This window comes from Bradyrhizobium sp. CB3481, from assembly GCF_029714305.1.
Taxonomy (GTDB): domain Bacteria; phylum Pseudomonadota; class Alphaproteobacteria; order Rhizobiales; family Xanthobacteraceae; genus Bradyrhizobium.
Genome location: NZ_CP121647.1, coordinates 1,438,252 through 1,458,346, shown reverse-complemented (window position 1 = coordinate 1,458,346; position 20,095 = coordinate 1,438,252). Strand labels below are relative to the sequence as shown.

Below are 20,095 nucleotides of genomic sequence, written 5' to 3'. Positions count from 1 at the left end.
TCTCCCTATCGCGGCAGCATTTTGGTCAAACGACCAAATTTAGTCAAGCGACCAGCTTTGAGCAAGATGACATGTCGGGCGGGGTCGGGCGAAGAAACTGAGGGCAGCCAAGATGCATTTGACAGCTCAAAGCAGTTCGCGGAAACATCGGACGCATGACAAAGCTGAGGACGAAGAGTGACGTAACGCGCGCCCAAATCATTCAGGGAGCGCTGCAAGCTCTGGAGACGACCGGCGTTATCGGAACCACCACCAGGAGCATTGCCGCAGCAGCGAATGTTCAGCTTGCGACGCTGCATTATCATTTCGAAAGCAAGAGCACATTGCTCGTCGCCGTGTTGGAAGCGCTGATCGACGAGATCGCCGAGCGACTACGGCAAGATCGCGCCGGCACTGAACCCGATCTCGACAATCGCATCGAGATCCTAATTCGCGGCACGTGGCGATCCATCATGCAATCGCGCGCTCGCCAGATCGTGCAGTACGAGCTGACGCTGTACGCGTTGCGTGAGGGCGCCCAATGGCTCGCCGATCAGCAGTACGAGGCCTACCTGCAGCTTTACCGGGATCAACTAACCAGCAAATCCAAAAAGTCGGAACTTTCGGCCGCAGGCTATACTTCGCTGGCACGCTTCATACTCGCGGGCATTGACGGCCTCATTCTTCAGGAATTGGTGAAACCAAGCCGCACGCGCTCCAATCAAGCGATTGAGGCGCTCATATTTGGAGCGAAGCAATATTCTCAACAACTGCAGCGGGAAGCATCGATGGTTCGCGCGTAACGACTCCGACCGCTACCATGGGAGTGCAAGATCGCAGAAGATCGAAGTCTGGCGTAGAAAATCGTGCCGCTTGGTAGCGGGGGAGGGACTCGAACCCCCGACCCCAGGATTATGATTCCCGTGCTCTAACCAGCTGAGCTACCCCGCCACGGCGTCGCGGTGGCGGCAGGCAATGCCGCGGTCGCGAACGCGGCGCATATAAGGAGTGGCTCAAGCCGCTGTCAAGCAAAGCGAGCACGCCGCGCAAGCCTTCGCAAAACCACGCTATTTTGGCCTGATTGTCTGGTCGCCGCCGGGGCTGCCGGGCGGCGGAATCACCGGGGTCTTGCCGGCATCCGGCGCGGGCGCGTGCATTTCGGGGTCGACGCCCGCAGGCGGACACAATACGCCGTCGGAGCGCGCCAGCTTGTCGCCGAGCGGCTCAGCCCGCTGGCCAGTGGTCGTTCCCTCCGGAACCTTCTCGCCGGTATCGGGCTTGGGCTGCATCGGTGCACAATCGGCGGCGCGTTGCGGCGATGGCGGCGCGGTCGGGGCCGGCGGTGTGGTCGGACCGGGCGGAGCCTGCGCCGCCGCCACGCCGGCGGCCACCGTCATCACGCATGAGAGAAGCAGTGCGCGTTTCATTGCCATGCAAGAAAACGGCCTGCGCTGGCGGAGGTTCCGCCGTCAGACTGTCATGCGCGATCACGATTTCCGATAACGGATCAGGGAAAAATGTCCCATCGGCGGCATCGGCCGCCGCTCGGTCAGGGTGACGCCGCCATGTTTGTCGGCCCAGTTGGTCAGGCGCTCCCAGGGAAATTCAGGCCGCCAGCCCAGCCGCCGCGCAATCGGGGCGAACGCCAGCTCGAAGGCGCGCCGCGGGCCGCTTTCCGCGCCGATGTGGTTGACCAGGATGAGTTCGCCGCCCGGTTTCAGCACGCGGATGAAATCATCGAGCGTGGCCTCGGGATCCGGCACCGCCGTGATGACATATTGCGCCACCACCGCATCGAAAAACGAATCGGGAAACGCCAGGTTCTTGGCGTCCATCACCGCAAGGGTTTCGACGTTGGTCAGCCCAAACTCGCGCACGCGCCTCAGCGCCCGCCGCAGCATCGGCTCGGAAATGTCGACGCCGCACAATCTCGTATTGCGCGAATATTCCGACAGCGACAGCCCGGTGCCGACGCCGACATCAAGAACGCGTCCGCCGATCTTGTCGGCTTCCGCGATGGTCGACCGGCGGCCCTCGTCGAACACCTTGCCGAAAACCAGATCGTAGACCGGCGCCCAGCGCCCATAAGCCTTTTCGACCCCCTCGCGGTCGATGTCCGCAGCCATTTCCCCTGCCCCGATTTTTTCTTTACGTGCGCATCGCCTCGGCAAGTGGCGGCGTCGTCGCTGGCTGCGCCCCTGCCCTCGTCACCGCATGGCGCGCGGTCGCGCTCTTGATAAATCCGCCGCCGAGCACGCGCGCCTGTCCGGAAGGCGCGTCGTAGAACACGCAGGCCTGGCCGGGCGATACGCCCTCCTCGCCGGCGACGAGTTCGACTTCATAACCGCCATCGACCGCACGCAGAAACGCCGGCTGCGGCGCACGGGTCGAGCGCACGCGAACGAACATTTCGATGCCCTCGCCGATGACACGGTCGAGCGCGCCGTCGCCGATCCAGTTGACGTCGCGCAGCAGGATGCGATCCATCCGCAGCGCCTCGCGCGGGCCCACCACGACGCGACGGCTGGCCGCATCGAGCTTGACGACATAGAGCGGTGCGCCGGCGGCAATGCCGAGGCCCTTGCGCTGGCCGACGGTGTAATGAACGATGCCCTGGTGACGGCCGATCACGCGTCCCTCGAGATCGACGATGTCGCCGGGCTCGATCGCGCCGGGCTTCAGCCGCCCGATGATGTCGGTATAGCGGCCGGTCGGCACGAAGCAGATGTCCTGGCTGTCCTGTTTGTCGGCGACTTCGAGCCCGAAGCGCCGCGCCAGCTCGCGCGTCTGCGGCTTGGTCATGTCGCCAAGCGGAAAGCGCAAATAGTCCAGCTGCTCGCGCGTGGTCGCGAACAGGAAATAGCTCTGGTCGCGATCGGCATCCGCCGCGCAGACCAGCGCGCGCGATCCGTCGGCGAGGCGGCGCGAGGCCACGTAATGCCCGGTCGCGAGCGCCTGGGCGCCAAGCTCGCGCGCGGTCGAAAGCAGGTCGCGAAACTTGATCGAGCGGTTGCACTCGATGCAGGGCACCGGCGTCTCACCATGCGCGTAGCTGTCGGCAAAATTGTCGATCACGGATTCGCGGAAGCGGCTTTCATAATCGAGCACGTAATGCGGAATGCCGATCCGTTCGGCGACGTTGCGGGCGTCGTGGATGTCGCGCCCGGCGCAGCAGGCGCCCTTGCGATGGGTGGCCGCGCCATGGTCGTAGAGCTGCAGCGTGATTCCGACCACGTCGTAGCCCTCGGACTTCAAGAGGGCGGCCGTCACCGAGGAATCGACGCCGCCGGACATGGCAACCACGATCCGCGTGTCCTGCGGGCGGCCCTCGAGATCCAGACTGTTTCGCATGCCAGGGGTCATCGACTTCAATCGCGGGCGCCAGGCGGCCCGCAGGGGTTAAAAGACCTTTTTCTCCAAGGCCTTAGGATATCATTCTGCCCATCCCGGACCGGATTGGACGCCGCTCTTTAATATAGGCCGTATTCCTGCGAAGCAATCAGCCGGCCGCCAATTTGGAGCGGGTCCAGGACGGCAAATCTTGCCGCCGGGCAGAAAAGGCGGCCGAAACCGGGCAACGCCACCCGGTCGGGCTCGGTCGCAAGGCCCTGAAATCCCTTAATAATAATTCTCGGACGGAAGTGGCCCGGTCCTTGCTGAAGGGTAGCCCGAGAGCTCAGCGCGAGGGTTGCCCGTGGTTAGTGTCACGTCAGAAGTATCGGCAAACGCATCTTTCCAGAACGCGGCGGCGAAATCCGCCCGGCCGGATTCCGATCCCCCCACCGGGAACCACAGCTTCGCAGCGCTGGTCGACAGCAACACGGCCGCGAGCCGCAACGACAATCGCGCGCAAGACCAGGCGCCCGCCGCGCGCCGCCCCGACGACACCCAGGCATCCGGCAATCGATCGCGTGACAGCGCCGCCGCGTCCGACAAGGCCGCGCGCAACGATGCGAATGATCGCAACGCCGAGGCCAAGCCCCGTAACGACAAGGCTGGTAGCGACGACAACGCGCGCGACAATGGCAAAGCCGACGCCAACACCAATACTGACACGACTGCCGATACCAAGGCGACGACAACCCGCCGCACCAAATCGAAGTCCGACGCGCCGAAGTCTGACAAGGCGACGTCGGACGAAACGGCGCAGGCATCTTCCGGCGATATCTCCGCCGCCGATCAGACCGAGACGGACCAGAATGGAACGACCGTCACGACGGCCGATGCCATCGCCGCCGCAATCCCTGCTGCTGCAACGCCGGCGCCGACTGTCCCCGCAGCGGCCACAGCCGACAAGGCCGCCGCCCCGCTCGCCATTGCAGCAGCCGCGATCGCAGCGGTGGCCGCCGAAACCGCTCCGGCGACGCCCACCGCCGAAACGACGGACGGCGACGCCGGAGCAACTTCCCCCGCGACCGCGAACGCCGCACAGGCGGAGACCACGGTGAAGACTGTCGCGCAAGGCGGCGTCGGCCAGGCGGTCAGCGCGCAGGCGACGTCCGGCGATCCATCTGTTACCGGAGGCATCGCTCAGGCCGCTGCAGTGGTCGCGGCGACGCCGGCCGCGACCAAAGCCGCCGTGCCGTCCAAGGGTGCCGATCTCGCCAAGAAGGGCGCCACGGCGGCGGTCGAGCAGCAGCCCGGCACGATCGACAGCACCGATACCGCTGCACCGACGGCACCTGCCACTGACACCATCGTGTCCGCCGTCACGCCGGCCGAAGCCGTCGCCAAGCCAAAATCCGAGAACGGCATCGCTGATGCCGTGAAGGGCGACGCGTCAGGCAATTCCATCGCGCCGCCCGTGGCGCATGCCAATGCCAACGCGCAGCTTGCCGCCGATATTGGCCAGACGACGTTCAATACGCCAGGGAACGGCCTGCAGGCCGCCGGCACGATCCTGGCACAACAGTCGACCGTTCATTCCGCGACGACCGCTGCGGCCAGTCAACTCACCGCCACTGCCGCTACCGATGCTGCCGTGCCGGTTAGCGGACTCGCGATGGAAATCGCCGCCTCCGCCAAGAGCGGCAAGACCCGCTTCGAGATCCGGCTCGATCCCGCCGAGCTCGGCCGCATCGATGTTCGCATCGATGTCGACCGACACGGCCAGGTGACCTCGCACCTCACCGTCGAGCGGCCGGAAACGCTGTCGATGCTGCGCCAGGACGCCAACCAGCTGCAGCGCGCGCTCGACAATGCCGGGCTCTCCACCGGCAATGGCGGTCTGCAGTTCAGCCTGCGCGACCAGTCCTCGCAGGGCCAGAACGACGGCAACCAGGGAAATCCCAACGCGCATCGCATCGTCGTCAGCGAGGAAGACAGCGTGCCGGCCGTCGTCGCGGGCCGCAGCTATGGCCGCATGCTCGGTGCGAGCGGCGGCGTTGACATCAGAGTGTAAAGGAAATCGCCATGGCAGTTGATGCAACCATGCCGACCACGGTCGTTTCGGCTCCCGGAACCGGTAACGCGACGGGCAACAAGACCGCATCGGACAAGACGACCGGGATCGCGGATAATTTCCAAACCTTTCTGACCTTGCTGACCACGCAGCTTCAGAATCAGAATCCGCTGGATCCGCTCGACACCAACCAGTTCACCCAGCAACTCGTGCAGTTCGCCGGCATCGAGCAGCAGCTCAAGTCGAACGAGCAGTTGAAGTCCCTGGTCGAGATCGAAAAGGGTGCGCAGGCGACGCAGGCGCTGGTCTATGTCGGCAACACCGTTGCCATCGACGGCAGCAAGGCGCAGTTCGACAAGTCGGCGACCTGGAATTTCAATTCCGAGCAAGACACAACCGCGAAGATCACCATCACCAATTCCGCAGGACAGACGGCCTACAGCGGCAACTTCAACCTGAAGAAGGGCGGCTCCAGCTTCGTCTGGGATGGCAAGGGCAATGACGGCGTGCAGTGGCCGCCCGGAACCTACACCCTGACCGCGACGGGCACGGATAGCAAAGGCAACAACGTGGCTATTTCCACCGAAGTCCAGGGCGTCGTCGATTCCGTCGACCTGACCTCGTCCCCGCCGCTGCTGTCGATCGGCGGACAGAGCTACACCACCGACAAGATCAAGCGGGTGATGCGCACGAAAGCCTAAGATCCGGTACCCAACGTCGATCGCTTACCCCAGCATCAGCCCTTAGCGGCCCGGTTCCCCAGCGAACGCACAGGCGTTCCCGGAGGCCGGGCCGTGGCCATTTCTGGTCATTTTCAAGGAGATTCGTATTGAAGCCGTAGGCTTAGGCAAATTTTAAGCCGACCAGCGTAAGTTGGTACCGTGAGTTCAGTGGTTGAGAGTTTGTGAGTACGCCATGACAGAACCCCATCGCCCGAGGGTAAAATACGTCATCGGGCCTGACGGCAGTCCGTTAACAATTGCTGACCTGCCCGCGCCCGGCACCAAACGGTGGGTGATCCGTCGCAAGGCCGAAGTAGTCGCCGCGGTCCGTGGTGGCCTGCTATCCCTCGAAGAGGCCTGCAGCCGCTATACCTTGACCGTCGACGAATTCCTTTCCTGGCAGTTCTCAATCGATCAGCACGGGCTGGCAGGCCTCCGGACGACCCGGATCCAGCAATATCGGCAGTAAGCCCTCCCGAACCGAAAGATTTGATGAAAACCGGCTTCGCTCTGCGAAGCCGGTTTTTTACATGCCGGAACTATTAGGGGCGCTTTAACGGTCGTTAACCATATGGAAACCATCCCCTAGGCAATAATTGCCCAGTCGGTCCCTGGGGCCGAATCCCTGGGGGCGGTTGGTGCAAAGTCTCGTTGCTTTCCTGAAAGGCCTGGGTGCGGCACGGCTGATGGCCATGGTCGCCGTGACGACCGCGCTGATCGGCTTCTTCGCCTTTGTCATCATGCGCGTCACCACGCCGCAGATGACCACCCTGTTCACCGACCTCTCCTTTGAAGATTCCTCCAGCATCATCAAGGATCTGGAACGCCAGGCGATCCCCTTCGAGCTGCGCAATGACGGCGCGGTCATCATGGTGCCGAAGGACAAGGTCACGCGCCTGCGGATGAAGCTCGCCGAAAGCAACCTGCCCAAGGGCGGCGGCGTCGGCTACGAGATTTTCGACAAATCCGACGCGCTCGGCACCACGAGCTTCGTCCAGAACATCAACCATTTGCGAGCGCTGGAGGGCGAGCTTGCCCGCACCATCCGCGCCATCGATCGCATCCAGGCTGCCCGCGTCCATCTGGTGCTGCCCGAGCGCCCGTTGTTCGCGCGCGAGGCGCCGGAGCCGTCGGCCTCGATCGTGGTGCGGGTGCGCGGCAGCCTCGAGGCCCAGCAGATCCGTGCCATCCGCCATGTCGTCGCCTCCGCCGTCAACGGGCTGAAGCCGCAGCGGGTATCGATCGTCGATGAAGGCGGCCGCCTGCTCGCCGACGGCGCCAGCAAGGATCCCGATATCGCCGTCGGCGACGAGCGCCGTACCGCGTTCGAGAAGCGCATGCGCAACGAAGTCGAGGCAATCGTCTCCTCGGTGGTCGGCCAGGGCCGCGCCCGCGTCCAGCTCACCGCCGATTTCGACTACAACAAGGTCACCCAGACCTCGGACAAGTTCGATCCCGAGGGCCGCGTGCTGCGCTCGAGCCAGACCCGCGAGGAATCTTCCGCCAGTGCCGGCGACGGCGGCCAGGTCACCGTCAACAACGAGTTGCCCGGCAACCAGGCGGGCGCCACCACCGCCGCGCGCGACCAGAGCAAGAAGAGCGAAGAAACCAACAATTACGAGATTTCGCGCACCACCAAGACCGAAATCACCGAGGCCGGACGGGTCAACCGGATCTCGGTCGCGGTGCTGGTCGACGGCGCCTATGCCAAGAACGAAAAAGGCGAGATGGTCTACCAGGACCGCAGCAAGGAGCAGCTCGACCGCATCGCCACGCTGGTGCGTTCGGCAATCGGCTTCGACCAGAAGCGCGGCGACCAGGTCGAGGTCGTCAACCTGCGCTTTGCCGAGGCGCCGACCGTGCCGCCCGTCGCCGAGCCCGGCGGTCTGCTCGGCTTCCTGCAATTCACCAAGGACGACGTCATGCACGTCATCGAGCTCGGCGTCATGATGCTGCTCGGCCTTGTCGTGCTGTTCCTGGTGATCCGGCCGCTGGTCAAGCGCATCCTGGCCGCCGAAGTCGTCCCCGCGGCCGAGCCGTCGCCGGCCCTGATCGAGGGTAGCGGGCCCAATGGTGAACTCGGGCCCAATCAGGCCCTGATCGCCGGCACCAGCGGCACTGCGCAGTTGATCGACGTCGCTCAGGTCCAGGGCCAGGTCCACGCCCAGGCCGTGCACCGGGTCGGCGAACTGGCCGAACGCAATCCCAACGAAACCGCTTCCATCGTTCGGCAATGGCTGAGCGAACCCGCCGAGAGCTGACATGGCCGCCGTACCGCAACAAAACGTCAACGCCAACGACATCACCACCGTCATCTCGGCGCTGGCGAGCCGTCAGAGCAACCGGCCCAAGAGCAAGCCGCTGAGCGGGCCGAAGCGCGCCGCGATCCTGATGCTGGCGCTGGGCGAACAATATGGCGGCAAGGTGTGGTCGCTGCTCGACGATGACGAGGTCCGCGAACTGTCGATCCACATGTCGACGCTCGGCACCGTCGAGGCCGACGTGGTCGAGGACCTCCTGCTCGAATTCGTCTCGCGCATGTCGGCTTCCGGCGCGTTGATGGGCACCTTCGATGCCACCGAGCGGCTGCTGCAGCAATACCTGCCCTCCGAACGCGTTAGCGGCATCATGGATGAAATCCGCGGTCCTGCCGGCCGCAACATGTGGGAGAAGCTCTCCAACGTGCAGGAAGAGGTGCTCGCGAACTACCTCAAGAACGAATATCCGCAGACCATCGCGGTGGTGCTGTCGAAGCTGAAGCCGGAGCACGCCGCCCGCGTGCTGGCGATCCTGCCCGAGGACCTCGCCCTGGACGTCGTCGGCCGCATGCTGAAGATGGAAGCGGTGCAGAAGGAAGTCATTGAGCGCGTCGAGCAGACGCTGCGCACCGAATTCATGTCCAATTTGTCGCAGACCCGTCGCCGCGACGCGCACGAGGTGATGGCCGAAATCTTCAACAATTTCGACCGCCAGACCGAAACCCGCTTCATCACTTCGCTGGAAGAAGAAAACCGCGAATCCGCCGAGCGCATCAAGGCGCTGATGTTCACCTTCGACGACCTGATCAAGCTGGATTCCGCTTCGGCCCAGACGTTGATGCGCAACGTCGACAAGGACAAGCTCGGCATCGCGCTGAAGAGCGCCAATGAGGAGGTGCGCGCCTTCTTCCTCGGCAACATGTCCTCGCGCGCCGGCAAGATGCTGCTCGACGATATGGCCGCGATGGGGCCGGTGCGACTGCGCGACGTCGACGAGGCGCAGGCGCTGCTCGTCAACCTCGCCAAGGACATGGCCGCGCGCGGCGAAATCACCCTGACCAAGAACCGCGCCGACGACGAGCTGGTGTACTGATGGCCGCACCCGCAAAATTCCTGTTCGACACCGACTTCGCCGCACCTAACAAGGCGCGCGAAAAGGCGGCCACCGACGCCGAGATCGCGCAGAAGGTCGCGGAGGCCGAAGCACGCGCCTATCGCGCCGGCTATGAAGCGGCCCAGCATGAGGCGAAGGTGGAAAGCGACCGTCGCTCGGCGCTGGCGCTGGAGGAGATCGGCATCGCCATCAGGGGTATCGCCACGCGTTTCTCCGGCATCGAGGCCAAGATGGAGACGGAGGCGGTCGAAGTCGCCGTCGCGGTGGCCCGCAAGCTCTGCAGTGAACTGATCGCCCGCGAACCACTCGGCGAGGTCATGGCGCTGGTCAGCGACTGCTTCTCGCACCTGGTTGCGACCCCGCATCTGGTCGTTCGCATCAACGACCAGCTCTATGAAGCTGCCCGCGCGAAGATCGAACGACAGGCCGCGCAAAGCGGTTTCGAGGGACGGCTGGTCATCCTGGCCGAACCCGGCATCGCCACCGGCGACTGCCGGATCGAATGGGCAGATGGCGGCGTCGTGCTGGAGCGCGCAGCCATCGAAGCGAAAATCAGCGAACTCGTCGGACGCTATCTGGCGTCGCGCGACCCGGCCGGAGCGTAAAGGTCATGAGGACTGAACCATGAGTGACACCGACGCACAGGTACCGCTTCCCGACCTCAACGCCGCGGATGCGCCGCCGGTCGACGACCTCGCTTACAACGAGGACGAACAGGCTTCGCGCATCGCGGCCGACCTCGAGGCCGTGTTCGACGTGCCGGTCCAGGTATCGGCCGTTCTCGGCCGCTCCAAGATGGATGTCGGCGAGTTGCTCAAGCTCGGGCCCGGCACCGTGCTCGAACTCGACCGCCGCGTCGGTGAGGCCATCGACATCTACGTCAACAACCGCCTGGTGGCGCGCGGCGAAGTCGTGCTGGTGGAAGACAAGCTCGGCGTGACCATGACGGAAATCATCAAGGCTGAACGCAGCTAATAATTTTGGCGATACGCGCCTGCAGGGCGCGAACAGACGGACAGGAGACAGACATGCGGCTTCTTATCGTTGGCACCTTGAAGGGCCAGCTCACGACCGCCACCAAGATCGCGATGGCGAACGGGGCATCCGTGACCCATGCCGAAGCGATCGAACAGGCGATGGGCGTGTTGCGCGGCGGCAAGGGCGCCGACCTCCTGCTGGTCGACGTCGGCCTCGACATCCGCGACCTCGTGATGCGGCTGGAAGCCGAGCATATCTACGTGCCGATCGTGGCCTGCGGCATCTCCAACGACGCCCGCGCCGCGGTCGCCGCGATCCATGCCGGCGCCAAGGAATACATCCCGCTGCCGCCCGATCCCGAGCTGATCGCAGCTGTCCTCGCCGCTGTCGCCAACGACTCCCGCGATCTCGTCTATCGCGACGAAGCGATGGGCAAGGTAATCAAGCTGGCGCAGCAGATCGCAGGCTCCGACGCGTCCGTGATGATCACCGGCGAATCCGGCACCGGCAAGGAAGTGCTGGCGCGCTATGTCCACTCCCGCTCAAACCGCGCCAAGCGTCCCTTCATCTCGATCAATTGCGCGGCGATCCCCGAGCACCTCCTGGAATCCGAACTGTTCGGCCATGAAAAAGGCGCCTTCACCGGCGCTGTCGCCCGCCGCATCGGCAAGTTCGAGGAAGCCTCGGGCGGCACGCTGCTGCTCGACGAAATCTCGGAAATGGACGTCCGCCTGCAATCGAAGCTGCTGCGCGCGATCCAAGAGCGCGTCATCGACCGCGTCGGCGGCACCAAGCCTGTCCCCGTCGACATCCGCATCATCGCGACCTCGAACCGCAACCTCGCCGACGCCGTGCGCGAAGGCACCTTCCGCGAGGATCTGCTGTTCCGCCTCAACGTCGTCAACCTGAAGATCCCGCCGCTGCGCGACCGTCCGGCCGACATCCTCGAATTGGCGCAGCACTTTGCCAAAAAATACGCCGAGGCCAATGGCGTGCCGCTGCGGCCGATCTCGGCCGAGGCGCGTCGGGTGCTGACCTCGAACCGCTGGCAGGGCAACGTGCGCGAGCTGGAAAACACCATTCACCGTTCGGTGCTGATGGCGCAGGGCGACGAGATTGGCGCTGATGCGATCGTCACGCCGGACGGCGACCGCCTCGACCTCGCCAAGACCGCGCCCGCGGTCGCGCATGCGACCTTTGCCGCCGAGCAGGTCACCCGCGCGCTGGTCGGCCGCACCGTCGCCGATGTCGAGCGCGACCTGATCCTGGAGACGCTCAAGCACTGCTTAGGCAATCGCACCCATGCCGCCAACATCCTCGGCATCTCCATCCGCACGCTGCGCAACAAGCTGAACGAATATGCCGACGGCGGCATTCCGATTACGCCGGCGGGTGCGGGTGAACAGCGGTTTATGACGGCGGGGTAAGGCCGATCGCTTCTCCCGTCATTCCGGGATGGTCCGAAGGACCAGACCCGGAATCTCGAGATTCCGGGTTCGATGCTTCGCATCGCCCCGGAATGACGACGCATCACGAATAACTCGGCGCATCCGGCTTGCGGAAAATGTGGATGGGATCCCCGGGCTGCAGGTCACGCCCGGTGAAGACGGCATACGCATACAGCGCGAGATAGGCGATCGCGATTGCGCCGATGCCATAAAATACCCAGGTCGCCAATCGCTTCATCAGACCGCCGCACCACGTTGAGCCTTCGTAAAGGCTAGCACAACGCGGTGCGCTGGCCCAACCGCTATCCCGCCGCCACCTTCGCAGGCGCGACATTGACCGCCAGCTTGCCGTAACGATCGCTGAACGCCTTGGTGTCGATTTCCTCGAGCTGGATCGCCCCGCTCAGCACGCCCTTCTTCCACTCATCATGCTCGGGATCGTGCTGGAACTCGGGCATCACCTCCCTGGCGAACAGTTCGAGCGACTCGCAGATATGTTCGTGGGTGTTCTTGCCGGCCTGGTTGAGCAGGATCACCTGGTCGATATGCGAGGTGCGGAAGCGCCGCAGCTTCCTGGCGATGGTTTCCGGCGAGCCGATCAGGCCGCCGCGCAGCGCCGCCTCCTGCGCCTCCGGATTGTCACGCTTCCATTTGTTGTACTCGTCCCACATGTTGACCGTGCCGGGATCGGGACGCTGGCGGTTCTGCGACTGGCCGTAAAAGCGCAGCGCGAACTGGAAGAAGGTGGCGCCGTCGGCGCGGCGGCGCGCTTCTTCGTCCGTCTCGGCGCACATGAAGAACGACACCAGCGCCATGTTCGGATTGATCTCGTAGTCGGCAAGCTTCCTCAGCCGCTTGGTGATCGCGTTGTAATAGGCGTGTACCCAGGCATGCGCGGCGTCCGCGCTGACGAACTGGAAGCCGAGCGCACCAAACCCGTTCTCGCCGGCGCGCTCGATGGTCGGCAGTTGCGAGCACGCCATCCACAGCGGCGGATGCGGCTTCTGCACGGGTTTCGGCACCACATTGCGCAAGGGAATATCGAAATACTTGCCGTGATGCTCGGTGCCGACCTTGGTGAACATCGGGAAGATCGCCTGCACCGCTTCCTCGAACACCTCGCGCTTGGTTTCCATGTCGCGGCCGAACGGCGTCAGTTCGGTGATGGAGGCGCTTTCGCCCATGCCGAATTCGCAGCGGCCGTTGGAGAGCAGATCGAGCACCGCGACGCGCTCAGCGACGCGCGCCGGATGGTTGGTGGTGAGCTGGAAGATGCCGTGGCCGAGCCGGATGTTTTTGGTCCGCTGGCTGGCGGCGGCGAGGAAAGACTCGGGAGCCGGCGAATGTGAGTATTCTTCGAGGAAATGGTGCTCCACAACCCAGGCGTAGTCATAGCCAAGCCGGTCGGCGGTCTCGAGCTGCGTCAGCGCGTTCTGGTAGAGCCGGAGCTCGTCGCCGTCCTGCCAGGGGCGCGGCAGTTGCAGCTCGTAGAAGATTCCGAATTTCATGACGCCTCCCAAGGACTGCTTGCTATTTTCGGTCAGTGTATTCGCCACCCGCTCCAAGTCCAGCCTCGACCCCGCGTGAGCAATTCCGTGGTGCGGAAGCAGCCTTGCATGGAACGCGCGAATGGTTAGCTTTACGCTGCCATTGAGTCGCGGCCCAACGCCCGCTCCCTCTCCATCTGGACCCCATGACCATTTTCACGCCGCACCAGGATTCTGCGCTGAAGGCCGTTGCCGACTGGCTCAAGGCCAAGCCCGGCCGAAACGGCACACCGCCGGTTTTCCGCCTGTTCGGCTATGCCGGCACCGGCAAGACCACGTTGGCGCGGCACATCGCCGAAGGCGTCGACGGCGAGGTGAAGTATGCGGCCTTCACCGGCAAGGCGGCGCTGGTCATGCGCAACAAGGGGTGCGACAACGCCTCCACCATCCATTCGCTGATCTATCGCGCCAAGGAATCCGGCGTCGAGCAGCCGAGCTTTGAATTGTGGGACGATGCGCCGGCCTCGAAGGCCAAGCTGATCGTCATCGACGAATGCTCGATGGTCGATGCCGAGCTCGGCCGCGATTTGATGTCGTTCGACTGTCCGCTGCTCGTGCTCGGCGATCCCGCGCAATTGCCGCCGATCCAGGGCGGCGGCTTCTTCACCAATTGCGAGCCCGACGCGATGCTGACAGAAGTGCATCGCCAGGCGCAAGACGATCCGATCGTGCGGATGTCGATGGATATCCGCGAGGGCCGCGAGCTCGAGATCGGCCGCCATGGCGAGAGCGAGGTGGTCGCGCGCAGCGAGGTCGATCCGGAGCGCGTGATGGGCGCCGACCAGGTGCTGGTCGGCCGCAACAACACCCGCCGCGCTTACAACATGCGCATCCGCCAGAAGCAGAGCATCGAGGATCCCTTGCCGGTTGCCGGCGACAAGCTGGTCTGCCTGCGCAACAACCGCAAAAAGGGCCTGTTCAATGGCGGGCTGTGGCGGGTGAAGTCGCGCACCCAGCCGCGGGCGAAATCCAAAATCCTGACCATGCGGCTCTCGCCCGACGAAGAGTTCGGCCACAAGGTCACCAAGGTGTCTGTGCGCCACGACTGCTTCGAGGGCGGTATCGAGGCGATCCCGTGGGAGCAGCGTAAGCCCTATGACGAGTTCGACTATGGCTATGTGCTCACCGTGCACAAATCGCAGGGCTCGCAATGGGATGATGTCGTGCTGTTCGACGAGAGTTTTGCGTTCCAGGACAGCCGAGCACGGTGGCTCTACACGGGGATTACGCGCGCGGCGAAGCGGCTGAGCGTGGTGGTGTGATGACACGTTCCCCGGATGCTGCGCAGCATAAGCGCGTTCACGCGCGTCTTCAACGCGCTATGGTGATGCGCTGCTGATCCGGGGTCCATGCGGCTCACCTCACGACCACTGGGTTCCCGGCTCTGCGGAGCAGCGTTGCACGCTGCACCGCGTCCGGGACACGAGACCAGTCATTTCTCCGCCACGAAGTAAAAATCCTCCCGCCCCGGCAGCGAGCCATAAGTAAACGGCTGCTGCGTCCGGTTGGTCGCCTTCCAGACATCGTCGCGGACGATGTCGAATAGCTTGCGCACCTCGATCTTCGGTTCCCTGATGACGCGCGCCAGCACGGTGGCGAACGGGCTGTTGACGGAATCGCCGTCGAGCGCGGTCTCGCCGTGCTTGGCGGCATAGACCACCATGAAGCCGGCTTCCGGCTCGATGTTGGAAAAACCGCGGTTGACGAGTTTTAGCGCAATCGTCCGCTGCATGGTCTTTTCAAAGGGATTGTCGCGGCAGGCATCGAGCATCACCAGCCGCAGCTTGCGCGCGCCGGCAACGGAAGCGATCACCTGCTCGAGCGCCACCGCCTGCGTCTCCGCATCGCTGTCAGCCTTCAGCCTGGCATCGACCGGGATCAGATAGTTCACGCCGCCGATCTCCATGCCATGACCGGCATAATAGACCACGGCCCAGTCCGCCTTTTCGGACTCCAGGCCGAATTCGTGGAGCGCGGCGAAGAATTTGTCCCGGGTCAGATCGGACGACAGGGTTACCGTGGCAAAGCCGAGGTCGCGAAAGGTCGACGCGATCAGCTTGGCGTCGCGCGGCGGATTATCCAGCGGCGCGACATTCTTGTAGGCACCGTTGCCGATGATCAGCGCGACCTTGCGCGGGCCCGCCGGCTGCGGCGCCTTGCTCGCCGGTGCCGCCGTGCCCAGCAAGGCCTCGAGCCGCTCCTTGGCTACGGCGCGCGCGAGCGTGGTGTCGATGTCCTCGCGCTTTGCCGCCACGGCATTGGCCACCGCGCGGTAATCGGTGCGCGCAGCGGCGAGGTTGCGGCGCTTTTCGTAAAGCTGGCCGCGGCCGACATAGGCGCGAACGTAGTTCGGGTTGACCTTGAGCACCTGGTTGTAGTCGTTCAGCGCAGCGTCGAGATTGCCTTTGCCGAGATAGGCGTTGGCGCGGTTGGTCAGCGCGTAGAGATTGTTCGGCGACTTCGCCAGCGCCGTATTGCAGTCGGTGAGCGCATCGTCGAACCTGCCCATGCCGATATAGGTGAGGCACCGATAGCCCGGCACTTGCGGGCCGTCGGGATTGGCCCGTTGCGCCTCGGCGAAGTCGGCGAGCGATTCCTCGTATCGTTTCATCAATCCCTGCAGGCGGCCGCGGTTGTAATGATGCAGATAGCGGCTCTGATCGTTGCCGATGTATTTGACCGCCAGGTTGAACTCGTCGAGCGAGCGCTGCAGCTCGCCCCGACGCATGAAGATCAGGCCGCGGTTATTGTAGGCGCTGCCGAAGGTCGGGCGCAGCTGCAGGCAGAGGTCGTAATCGGCGAGCGCATGCTCGTCGTCGCCCTTGTAGCTGTAGGCGATGCCGCGCGCGTTGATGACCATGACGTTCTGCGGCGCGATCTCGTGCGAGGTGGTGAACGCCGCGATCGCGCCGTCATAGTCGCGTTTCTTCATCAGGGTGTCGCCGCGGTACCAGAAGGCGGCGGCGCGGGAGGGGCCGGTGATGCTTTCGTCGGCGATCACGCTTTCGCAGGCGGCGAGGCGTGCCGCCGGTTCCGCCGTGGAATTCCGGCAGGTGTCGATATCCCCCGCGGCCCGCGCCGGGCCAGCGGCGGCGAGCATGACGAGAGCCAGCAACAAGGCCCGTAACATCTGCGAAACGTTCATGGATTTTGGTCGCGGCTGATGATTCCCGGTTCATTGTGGAAAGACAGGATCGCAGCGGTCAAGCCTGACCGATCGCCCTCCCCTTAAGGCCTTGCACGGGCGTCACTTTATTCACGAACTCGTGTGACACGGCCCGTAACAATCGGCGGCTTCAGCCGTATCTTGGGCATCGGACAGAATTGCGCCGATTGCGAAACGCCGGTCCCGCTCTAGACTGCCCCCAACCAATGCCGAAAGAGGAAACCATGTCCCCTCGCCATCTCAGCCGTCTGTCGCTCGGTGCCGCCGCCATCGGCGCGCTCGCCCTCGCCGCGATCGCCATCAGCCCCTCGCGCGCTTCGGAGGAAGCCGTCGTCATTCCGCCCCCGGCCCTCGACGTTCAGGCCGCCGATGGCATCCAGACCGCCGTGATCGCCGGCGGCTGTTTCTGGGGCGTGCAGGGCGTCTATCAGCACACCGCGGGCGTGCTCAACGCGGTGTCCGGCTATTCCGGCGGCAGCAAGATGACCGCGAACTACACCATGATCGGAACCGGAACGACCGGCCATGCCGAGGCGGTCGAGATCAAGTATGACCCGAAGAAGATCAGCTACGGCAAGATCCTGCAGATCTTTTTCTCCGTGGTGCATGACCCGACGCAGTTGAACCGCCAGGGCCCCGATGTCGGCACGCAATATCGCTCGGCGATCTTTGCGGCCAATGACGAGCAGAAGAAGGTCGCGGAGGCCTATATCGCCCAGCTCAACGCCGCCAAGGTCTACAAGAAGCCGATTGTGACCAAGGTCGGCCCGCTGCAGGCGTTCTTCCCGGCGGAAGACTATCACCAGGACTACCTGACGCTGCACCCGAACCAACCCTATATTGCCTTCAACGACATTCCGAAGATCGAAAATCTGAAGAAGATCTTTGCGGATAACTACATCGAAAAGCCGACGCTGGTGAGCAGCGCGAAGGCCACGAATTAAGGAGGCTAAATGTCCGACACCAAAACATCCGGCAAGGTCGTCAAGAGCGAGACCGAGTGGCGCAAGGAATTGACGCCGATGCAATATGCCGTGCTGCGCGAGAAGGCGACCGAGCGGCCCTTTACCGGCGAATATGAGCACGAGCAGCGCAAGGGCACCTATACCTGCGCCGGCTGCGGCCAGACGCTGTTCGAGTCCGACGCCAAGTTCGACTCCGGCTGCGGCTGGCCGAGCTTCAGCGCGCCCGCCGTGGAGAGCCATATCGATGAGGAGCGCGATTTCAGCCATGGCATGATCCGCACCGAAGTCTTGTGCTCGAAATGCGACGGCCATCTCGGCCATGTCTTCAACGACGGCCCCGGCCCGACCGGCCTGCGCTACTGCATCAATTCGGCGGCGCTCAAGCTGCAGCCGAAATAGTTCCAGTAACGCTCGAACCTAGCTTTCTCCCCGCGCGACCAAGGGCTGGTCGCGCGGGGTTTGTTTTTGGGACGCTTTCCGCCCCTCCGGCGCGTAGACAAGGATGAATTTCAACATGCCCATTAAAAAACGTCTGCTGCTCGGTTTCGGGCTAGCTGCCTTCCTGATGGAGAGCCTTGTGATCCAGCCCGCCCTCGCCGCCGACAAGATTTCCCTGTTCAAGGTCATCACCACCAGGGACGAGATCGTGATCGGGATCAGCGAAGCCGACCTTGCCCAGATCGAGGGCCAGAACGCCGGCGGCGTCGCCAAGGCGTTGGTTGCCAAGGGCTCGATGAGCGTGTGGCAATACGCCGTGCGCAAATCCGCGACCGGCGATCTCGAGCAGTCGCCGCTGCACAAGATCGGCCTAATCGCCAGCGACTCGCTGCGTGTCGAACCCTATGCGACGCCGCTCAAGGTGCTGCCGATCGACGAAAGTAAAAAGTGACGGCGTAGTCGTAATTCCGGGTTCGATGCTGCGCATCGGTCCGGAATGACGAGCTTACTCAATCTTTCAGTGCATCAATCCAAGGACTCGCGGCCCGGAATGTGCTTTGATCCGGGGGCTGCGGGATGCGTTTGGGGACGCGCCGCGAGCCTTCGGAGTGCGCGCCATGACGCTTGGCACCATCCTCGTCATCATCCTGATTATAATCCTACTGGGCGGCTTTTCCGGTCGCGTCCGCGGCTATGGCTACGGTTATGGCCATTCCGGCATGGGGCTCGTTGGGGTGATTTTGATCGTGCTCCTGATCCTGCTCCTATTCGGCAAGATTTGAGCCATATAAGTCATTGAAAAAACTTGATGAAATTTTGGTTCCAGGCAGCCATGCGTGGATTCATCATCACCCCCGATGGCCGACGTCGGGGGTCGCATTTCTGTCAGAGAAGCTTATATTAGCCCTTGAAATGACGTGCACGGCGCGCCGCTTCCTAAGGCCCACCGTCATCCAATCCCCATTGCTCGCACGAAGAGAGCCTAAAAAGATTGAGGTCACCGACCATGCGTCCCTTCAGCTACAACACCGCCGCCGAACTCTTTCCCGCCGCGATCCGCAAGAAGAAGCGTGCCGGGTTTGCCTATCGGCGTTTCGGCACCGCGGCGGAAGCGGTTCGCTTCGCGATCGAGGAGTTGCCGGCGGATTCGCTGAACGGCGCGTATCTCCAAGTCGAGGAAGCCCGCTTCGACCAGAGCGGCATCCGCTCGCTCTATGAAAGCGAAGCCTTCCCGCTGCCGCGCCGTCCGCGCCCGGCCGCCAGCACCGACGACAAGGCCGACGCGGCCTGAACGCTTCCAACCGTCAAACAGCACGCCTCCGGAAATCTTCCGGGGGCGTTTTTTCTTGCCTCATTGGCGCGGCTGCCGGTCCAGCCAGCGCCTGAGCATGCGCACGTTGCGGACGTTGGCGCGGAACATGACGTCGAAGGCGTCGCCCGCCACCGGCACCAGGCCGACCGCGCCGTCAACAGCGACATTGGCGAGCATCCGCGCCGTAAGGTGCCAGGGCGCCCCGAGCGCCCGCGCCTCGCGCACGATCCACAGCGAAATCGCCGTCGTGATGATGTCGCCGACCACCGGGATCAGCCCGATCAGGCCGTCAATGCCGTAGCGGAAATTGGTGCCGGGCACGATGAAGGCGACGTCGAGAAGCTTGGCGATGGCGTCCAGCCGCGCGATCCGCTGCTCGCGCGTCAGATTGCCGAACGGGCTGGCGGCGGAATGGCCGAAATCGAACCGCAGGCCCTCAAACTGGGTGTGCAGGTTCGGCTCGGGGATCTCGCGCCCCTCCTGGTCGATGACGGGACCACGCCCGGCCGCGCGCCGGCGGGAGGACTGCTCGTTGCGCGCACGCGGCGGCACATAAATATCGTCGTTTGACATGGTCATCAGATGGTAACGCGAATGGGAGCTGCAAGTTGCGTCAAATTATCACGAGGCATCGCTGAGCCATTGATATGCCCTGACGGGGATTTCCTGACATTTCCCGATCGGGCGCCATTCTATTATGCCGCATGCTTGCGCCGGGCACGGGGCGCAAACGGGCAGATGGTCATCGCGGGCGTCTTCGGGGCGGA

22 protein-coding genes and 1 tRNA gene are annotated in these 20,095 nt (G+C 63.8%); 15 read left to right on the top strand and 8 right to left on the bottom strand.

Features of this window, described 5'->3' with window-relative positions:
• The first annotated feature begins 155 nt into the window (after nt 1-155).
• Nucleotides 156-782, top strand: coding sequence for a TetR/AcrR family transcriptional regulator (locus tag QA643_RS07040; protein WP_283032465.1), 627 nt, complete (start codon nt 156-158; stop codon nt 780-782).
• Between the two features lie 71 nt (nt 783-853).
• Here the strand turns inward: QA643_RS07040 and QA643_RS07035 are convergent.
• The 4 genes from QA643_RS07035 to mnmA form a co-directional block, all read right to left on the bottom strand.
• A tRNA-Met gene (locus QA643_RS07035) sits at nt 854-930 on the bottom strand.
• Between the two features lie 116 nt (nt 931-1,046).
• Nucleotides 1,047-1,412, bottom strand: a complete 366-nt coding sequence (locus QA643_RS07030; protein ID WP_283032464.1) for a hypothetical protein — start codon at nt 1,410-1,412, stop codon at nt 1,047-1,049.
• 54 nt (nt 1,413-1,466) lie between these two features.
• The gene (locus QA643_RS07025; protein ID WP_283032463.1) at nt 1,467-2,105 is read right to left on the bottom strand and encodes a methyltransferase domain-containing protein; all 639 of its coding nucleotides are present in this window, start codon (nt 2,103-2,105) and stop codon (nt 1,467-1,469) included.
• 22 nt (nt 2,106-2,127) lie between these two features.
• The gene (gene mnmA, locus QA643_RS07020) at nt 2,128-3,330 is read right to left on the bottom strand and encodes a tRNA 2-thiouridine(34) synthase MnmA (protein ID WP_283032462.1); all 1,203 of its coding nucleotides are present in this window, start codon (nt 3,328-3,330) and stop codon (nt 2,128-2,130) included.
• Between the two features lie 343 nt (nt 3,331-3,673).
• On the opposite strand from mnmA, the gene QA643_RS07015 reads away from it, so the two are divergent.
• The 8 genes from QA643_RS07015 to QA643_RS06980 all read left to right on the top strand — a co-directional run bounded on the left by QA643_RS07015 (nt 3,674) and on the right by QA643_RS06980 (nt 11,879).
• Nucleotides 3,674-5,380: a flagellar hook-length control protein FliK gene (locus tag QA643_RS07015; RefSeq protein WP_283032461.1), complete on the top strand. Its 1,707-nt coding sequence runs from the start codon at nt 3,674-3,676 to the stop codon at nt 5,378-5,380.
• A gap of 11 nt (nt 5,381-5,391) precedes the next feature.
• The gene (locus tag QA643_RS07010; protein WP_283032460.1) at nt 5,392-6,081 is read left to right on the top strand and encodes a flagellar hook capping FlgD N-terminal domain-containing protein; all 690 of its coding nucleotides are present in this window, start codon (nt 5,392-5,394) and stop codon (nt 6,079-6,081) included.
• Nucleotides 6,082-6,295: 214 nt separating this feature from the next.
• Nucleotides 6,296-6,571: a DUF1153 domain-containing protein gene (locus QA643_RS07005; protein WP_002714638.1), complete on the top strand. Its 276-nt coding sequence runs from the start codon at nt 6,296-6,298 to the stop codon at nt 6,569-6,571.
• Nucleotides 6,572-6,740: 169 nt separating this feature from the next.
• The gene (fliF, locus tag QA643_RS07000; RefSeq protein ID WP_283032459.1) at nt 6,741-8,363 is read left to right on the top strand and encodes a flagellar basal-body MS-ring/collar protein FliF; all 1,623 of its coding nucleotides are present in this window, start codon (nt 6,741-6,743) and stop codon (nt 8,361-8,363) included.
• Nucleotide 8,364: 1 nt separating this feature from the next.
• Nucleotides 8,365-9,453: a flagellar motor switch protein FliG gene (fliG, locus tag QA643_RS06995; protein ID WP_283032458.1), complete on the top strand. Its 1,089-nt coding sequence runs from the start codon at nt 8,365-8,367 to the stop codon at nt 9,451-9,453.
• On the top strand, nt 9,453-10,079 hold the full coding sequence (locus QA643_RS06990; RefSeq protein ID WP_283032457.1) for a FliH/SctL family protein: 627 nt from the start codon (nt 9,453-9,455) through the stop codon (nt 10,077-10,079). The genes fliG and QA643_RS06990 overlap by 1 nt, the downstream gene beginning before the upstream one ends.
• A gap of 19 nt (nt 10,080-10,098) precedes the next feature.
• A complete protein-coding gene (gene fliN / locus QA643_RS06985; protein WP_065731301.1) occupies nt 10,099-10,449 on the top strand; it encodes a flagellar motor switch protein FliN in 351 nt (116 codons plus the stop codon).
• A 53-nt stretch (nt 10,450-10,502) separates the two neighbouring features.
• The gene (locus QA643_RS06980; RefSeq protein WP_283032456.1) at nt 10,503-11,879 is read left to right on the top strand and encodes a sigma-54 dependent transcriptional regulator; all 1,377 of its coding nucleotides are present in this window, start codon (nt 10,503-10,505) and stop codon (nt 11,877-11,879) included.
• A gap of 103 nt (nt 11,880-11,982) precedes the next feature.
• Here the strand turns inward: QA643_RS06980 and QA643_RS06975 are convergent, their stop codons facing one another.
• Together QA643_RS06975 and QA643_RS06970 are read right to left on the bottom strand one after the other, a co-directional pair.
• Nucleotides 11,983-12,138 (bottom strand): hypothetical protein, encoded by a 156-nt coding sequence (locus QA643_RS06975; RefSeq protein ID WP_283032455.1) that lies wholly within the window; start codon nt 12,136-12,138, stop codon nt 11,983-11,985.
• Nucleotides 12,139-12,202: 64 nt separating this feature from the next.
• On the bottom strand, nt 12,203-13,408 hold the full coding sequence (locus QA643_RS06970) for an LLM class flavin-dependent oxidoreductase (protein ID WP_283032454.1): 1,206 nt from the start codon (nt 13,406-13,408) through the stop codon (nt 12,203-12,205).
• A gap of 185 nt (nt 13,409-13,593) precedes the next feature.
• On the opposite strand from QA643_RS06970, the gene QA643_RS06965 reads away from it, so the two are divergent.
• A complete protein-coding gene (locus QA643_RS06965) occupies nt 13,594-14,709 on the top strand; it encodes an ATP-dependent RecD-like DNA helicase (protein WP_283032453.1) in 1,116 nt (371 codons plus the stop codon).
• 170 nt (nt 14,710-14,879) lie between these two features.
• On the opposite strand, the gene QA643_RS06960 is transcribed toward QA643_RS06965, so the two are convergent.
• The gene (locus QA643_RS06960; protein ID WP_283034736.1) at nt 14,880-16,577 is read right to left on the bottom strand and encodes a caspase family protein; all 1,698 of its coding nucleotides are present in this window, start codon (nt 16,575-16,577) and stop codon (nt 14,880-14,882) included.
• A 260-nt stretch (nt 16,578-16,837) separates the two neighbouring features.
• On the opposite strand from QA643_RS06960, the gene msrA reads away from it, so the two are divergent.
• The 5 genes from msrA to QA643_RS06935 all read left to right on the top strand — a co-directional run bounded on the left by msrA (nt 16,838) and on the right by QA643_RS06935 (nt 19,307).
• The gene (gene msrA, locus QA643_RS06955; RefSeq protein WP_283032452.1) at nt 16,838-17,557 is read left to right on the top strand and encodes a peptide-methionine (S)-S-oxide reductase MsrA; all 720 of its coding nucleotides are present in this window, start codon (nt 16,838-16,840) and stop codon (nt 17,555-17,557) included.
• 9 nt (nt 17,558-17,566) lie between these two features.
• Nucleotides 17,567-17,977, top strand: coding sequence for a peptide-methionine (R)-S-oxide reductase MsrB (gene msrB, locus QA643_RS06950; protein WP_283032451.1), 411 nt, complete (start codon nt 17,567-17,569; stop codon nt 17,975-17,977).
• Between the two features lie 115 nt (nt 17,978-18,092).
• Nucleotides 18,093-18,467 (top strand): hypothetical protein, encoded by a 375-nt coding sequence (locus QA643_RS06945; protein ID WP_283032450.1) that lies wholly within the window; start codon nt 18,093-18,095, stop codon nt 18,465-18,467.
• A 166-nt stretch (nt 18,468-18,633) separates the two neighbouring features.
• Nucleotides 18,634-18,798 (top strand): DUF3309 family protein, encoded by a 165-nt coding sequence (locus tag QA643_RS06940; RefSeq protein ID WP_283032449.1) that lies wholly within the window; start codon nt 18,634-18,636, stop codon nt 18,796-18,798.
• Between the two features lie 224 nt (nt 18,799-19,022).
• Nucleotides 19,023-19,307 carry a hypothetical protein gene (locus tag QA643_RS06935; protein WP_065731310.1) on the top strand — a complete coding sequence of 95 codons (285 nt, stop codon included), beginning with the start codon at nt 19,023-19,025 and terminating at the stop codon, nt 19,305-19,307.
• A 60-nt stretch (nt 19,308-19,367) separates the two neighbouring features.
• On the opposite strand, the gene QA643_RS06930 is transcribed toward QA643_RS06935, so the two are convergent.
• The gene (locus tag QA643_RS06930) at nt 19,368-19,907 is read right to left on the bottom strand and encodes a DUF4112 domain-containing protein (RefSeq protein ID WP_283032448.1); all 540 of its coding nucleotides are present in this window, start codon (nt 19,905-19,907) and stop codon (nt 19,368-19,370) included.
• Nucleotides 19,908-20,095 lie beyond the last annotated feature (188 nt).

Bases quoted from the DNA above. Each gene is read 5' to 3' on its own strand.
- QA643_RS07040 (WP_283032465.1), top strand. From the start codon at position 156: ATGACAAAGCTGAGGACGAAGAGTGACGTAACGCGCGCCCAAATCATT.
- QA643_RS07030 (WP_283032464.1), bottom strand. From the start codon at position 1,412: ATGGCAATGAAACGCGCACTGCTTCTCTCATGCGTGATGACGGTGGCC.
- QA643_RS07025 (WP_283032463.1), bottom strand. From the start codon at position 2,105: ATGGCTGCGGACATCGACCGCGAGGGGGTCGAAAAGGCTTATGGGCGC.
- mnmA (WP_283032462.1), bottom strand. From the start codon at position 3,330: ATGCGAAACAGTCTGGATCTCGAGGGCCGCCCGCAGGACACGCGGATC.
- QA643_RS07010 (WP_283032460.1), top strand. From the start codon at position 5,392: ATGGCAGTTGATGCAACCATGCCGACCACGGTCGTTTCGGCTCCCGGA.
- QA643_RS07005 (WP_002714638.1), top strand. From the start codon at position 6,296: ATGACAGAACCCCATCGCCCGAGGGTAAAATACGTCATCGGGCCTGAC.
- fliG (WP_283032458.1), top strand. From the start codon at position 8,365: ATGGCCGCCGTACCGCAACAAAACGTCAACGCCAACGACATCACCACC.
- QA643_RS06990 (WP_283032457.1), top strand. From the start codon at position 9,453: ATGGCCGCACCCGCAAAATTCCTGTTCGACACCGACTTCGCCGCACCT.
- fliN (WP_065731301.1), top strand. From the start codon at position 10,099: ATGAGTGACACCGACGCACAGGTACCGCTTCCCGACCTCAACGCCGCG.
- QA643_RS06980 (WP_283032456.1), top strand. From the start codon at position 10,503: ATGCGGCTTCTTATCGTTGGCACCTTGAAGGGCCAGCTCACGACCGCC.
- QA643_RS06975 (WP_283032455.1), bottom strand. From the start codon at position 12,138: ATGAAGCGATTGGCGACCTGGGTATTTTATGGCATCGGCGCAATCGCG.
- QA643_RS06970 (WP_283032454.1), bottom strand. From the start codon at position 13,408: ATGAAATTCGGAATCTTCTACGAGCTGCAACTGCCGCGCCCCTGGCAG.
- QA643_RS06965 (WP_283032453.1), top strand. From the start codon at position 13,594: ATGACCATTTTCACGCCGCACCAGGATTCTGCGCTGAAGGCCGTTGCC.
- QA643_RS06960 (WP_283034736.1), bottom strand. From the start codon at position 16,577: ATGTTACGGGCCTTGTTGCTGGCTCTCGTCATGCTCGCCGCCGCTGGC.
- msrA (WP_283032452.1), top strand. From the start codon at position 16,838: ATGTCCCCTCGCCATCTCAGCCGTCTGTCGCTCGGTGCCGCCGCCATC.
- msrB (WP_283032451.1), top strand. From the start codon at position 17,567: ATGTCCGACACCAAAACATCCGGCAAGGTCGTCAAGAGCGAGACCGAG.
- QA643_RS06945 (WP_283032450.1), top strand. From the start codon at position 18,093: ATGCCCATTAAAAAACGTCTGCTGCTCGGTTTCGGGCTAGCTGCCTTC.
- QA643_RS06940 (WP_283032449.1), top strand. From the start codon at position 18,634: ATGACGCTTGGCACCATCCTCGTCATCATCCTGATTATAATCCTACTG.
- QA643_RS06935 (WP_065731310.1), top strand. From the start codon at position 19,023: ATGCGTCCCTTCAGCTACAACACCGCCGCCGAACTCTTTCCCGCCGCG.
- QA643_RS06930 (WP_283032448.1), bottom strand. From the start codon at position 19,907: ATGACCATGTCAAACGACGATATTTATGTGCCGCCGCGTGCGCGCAAC.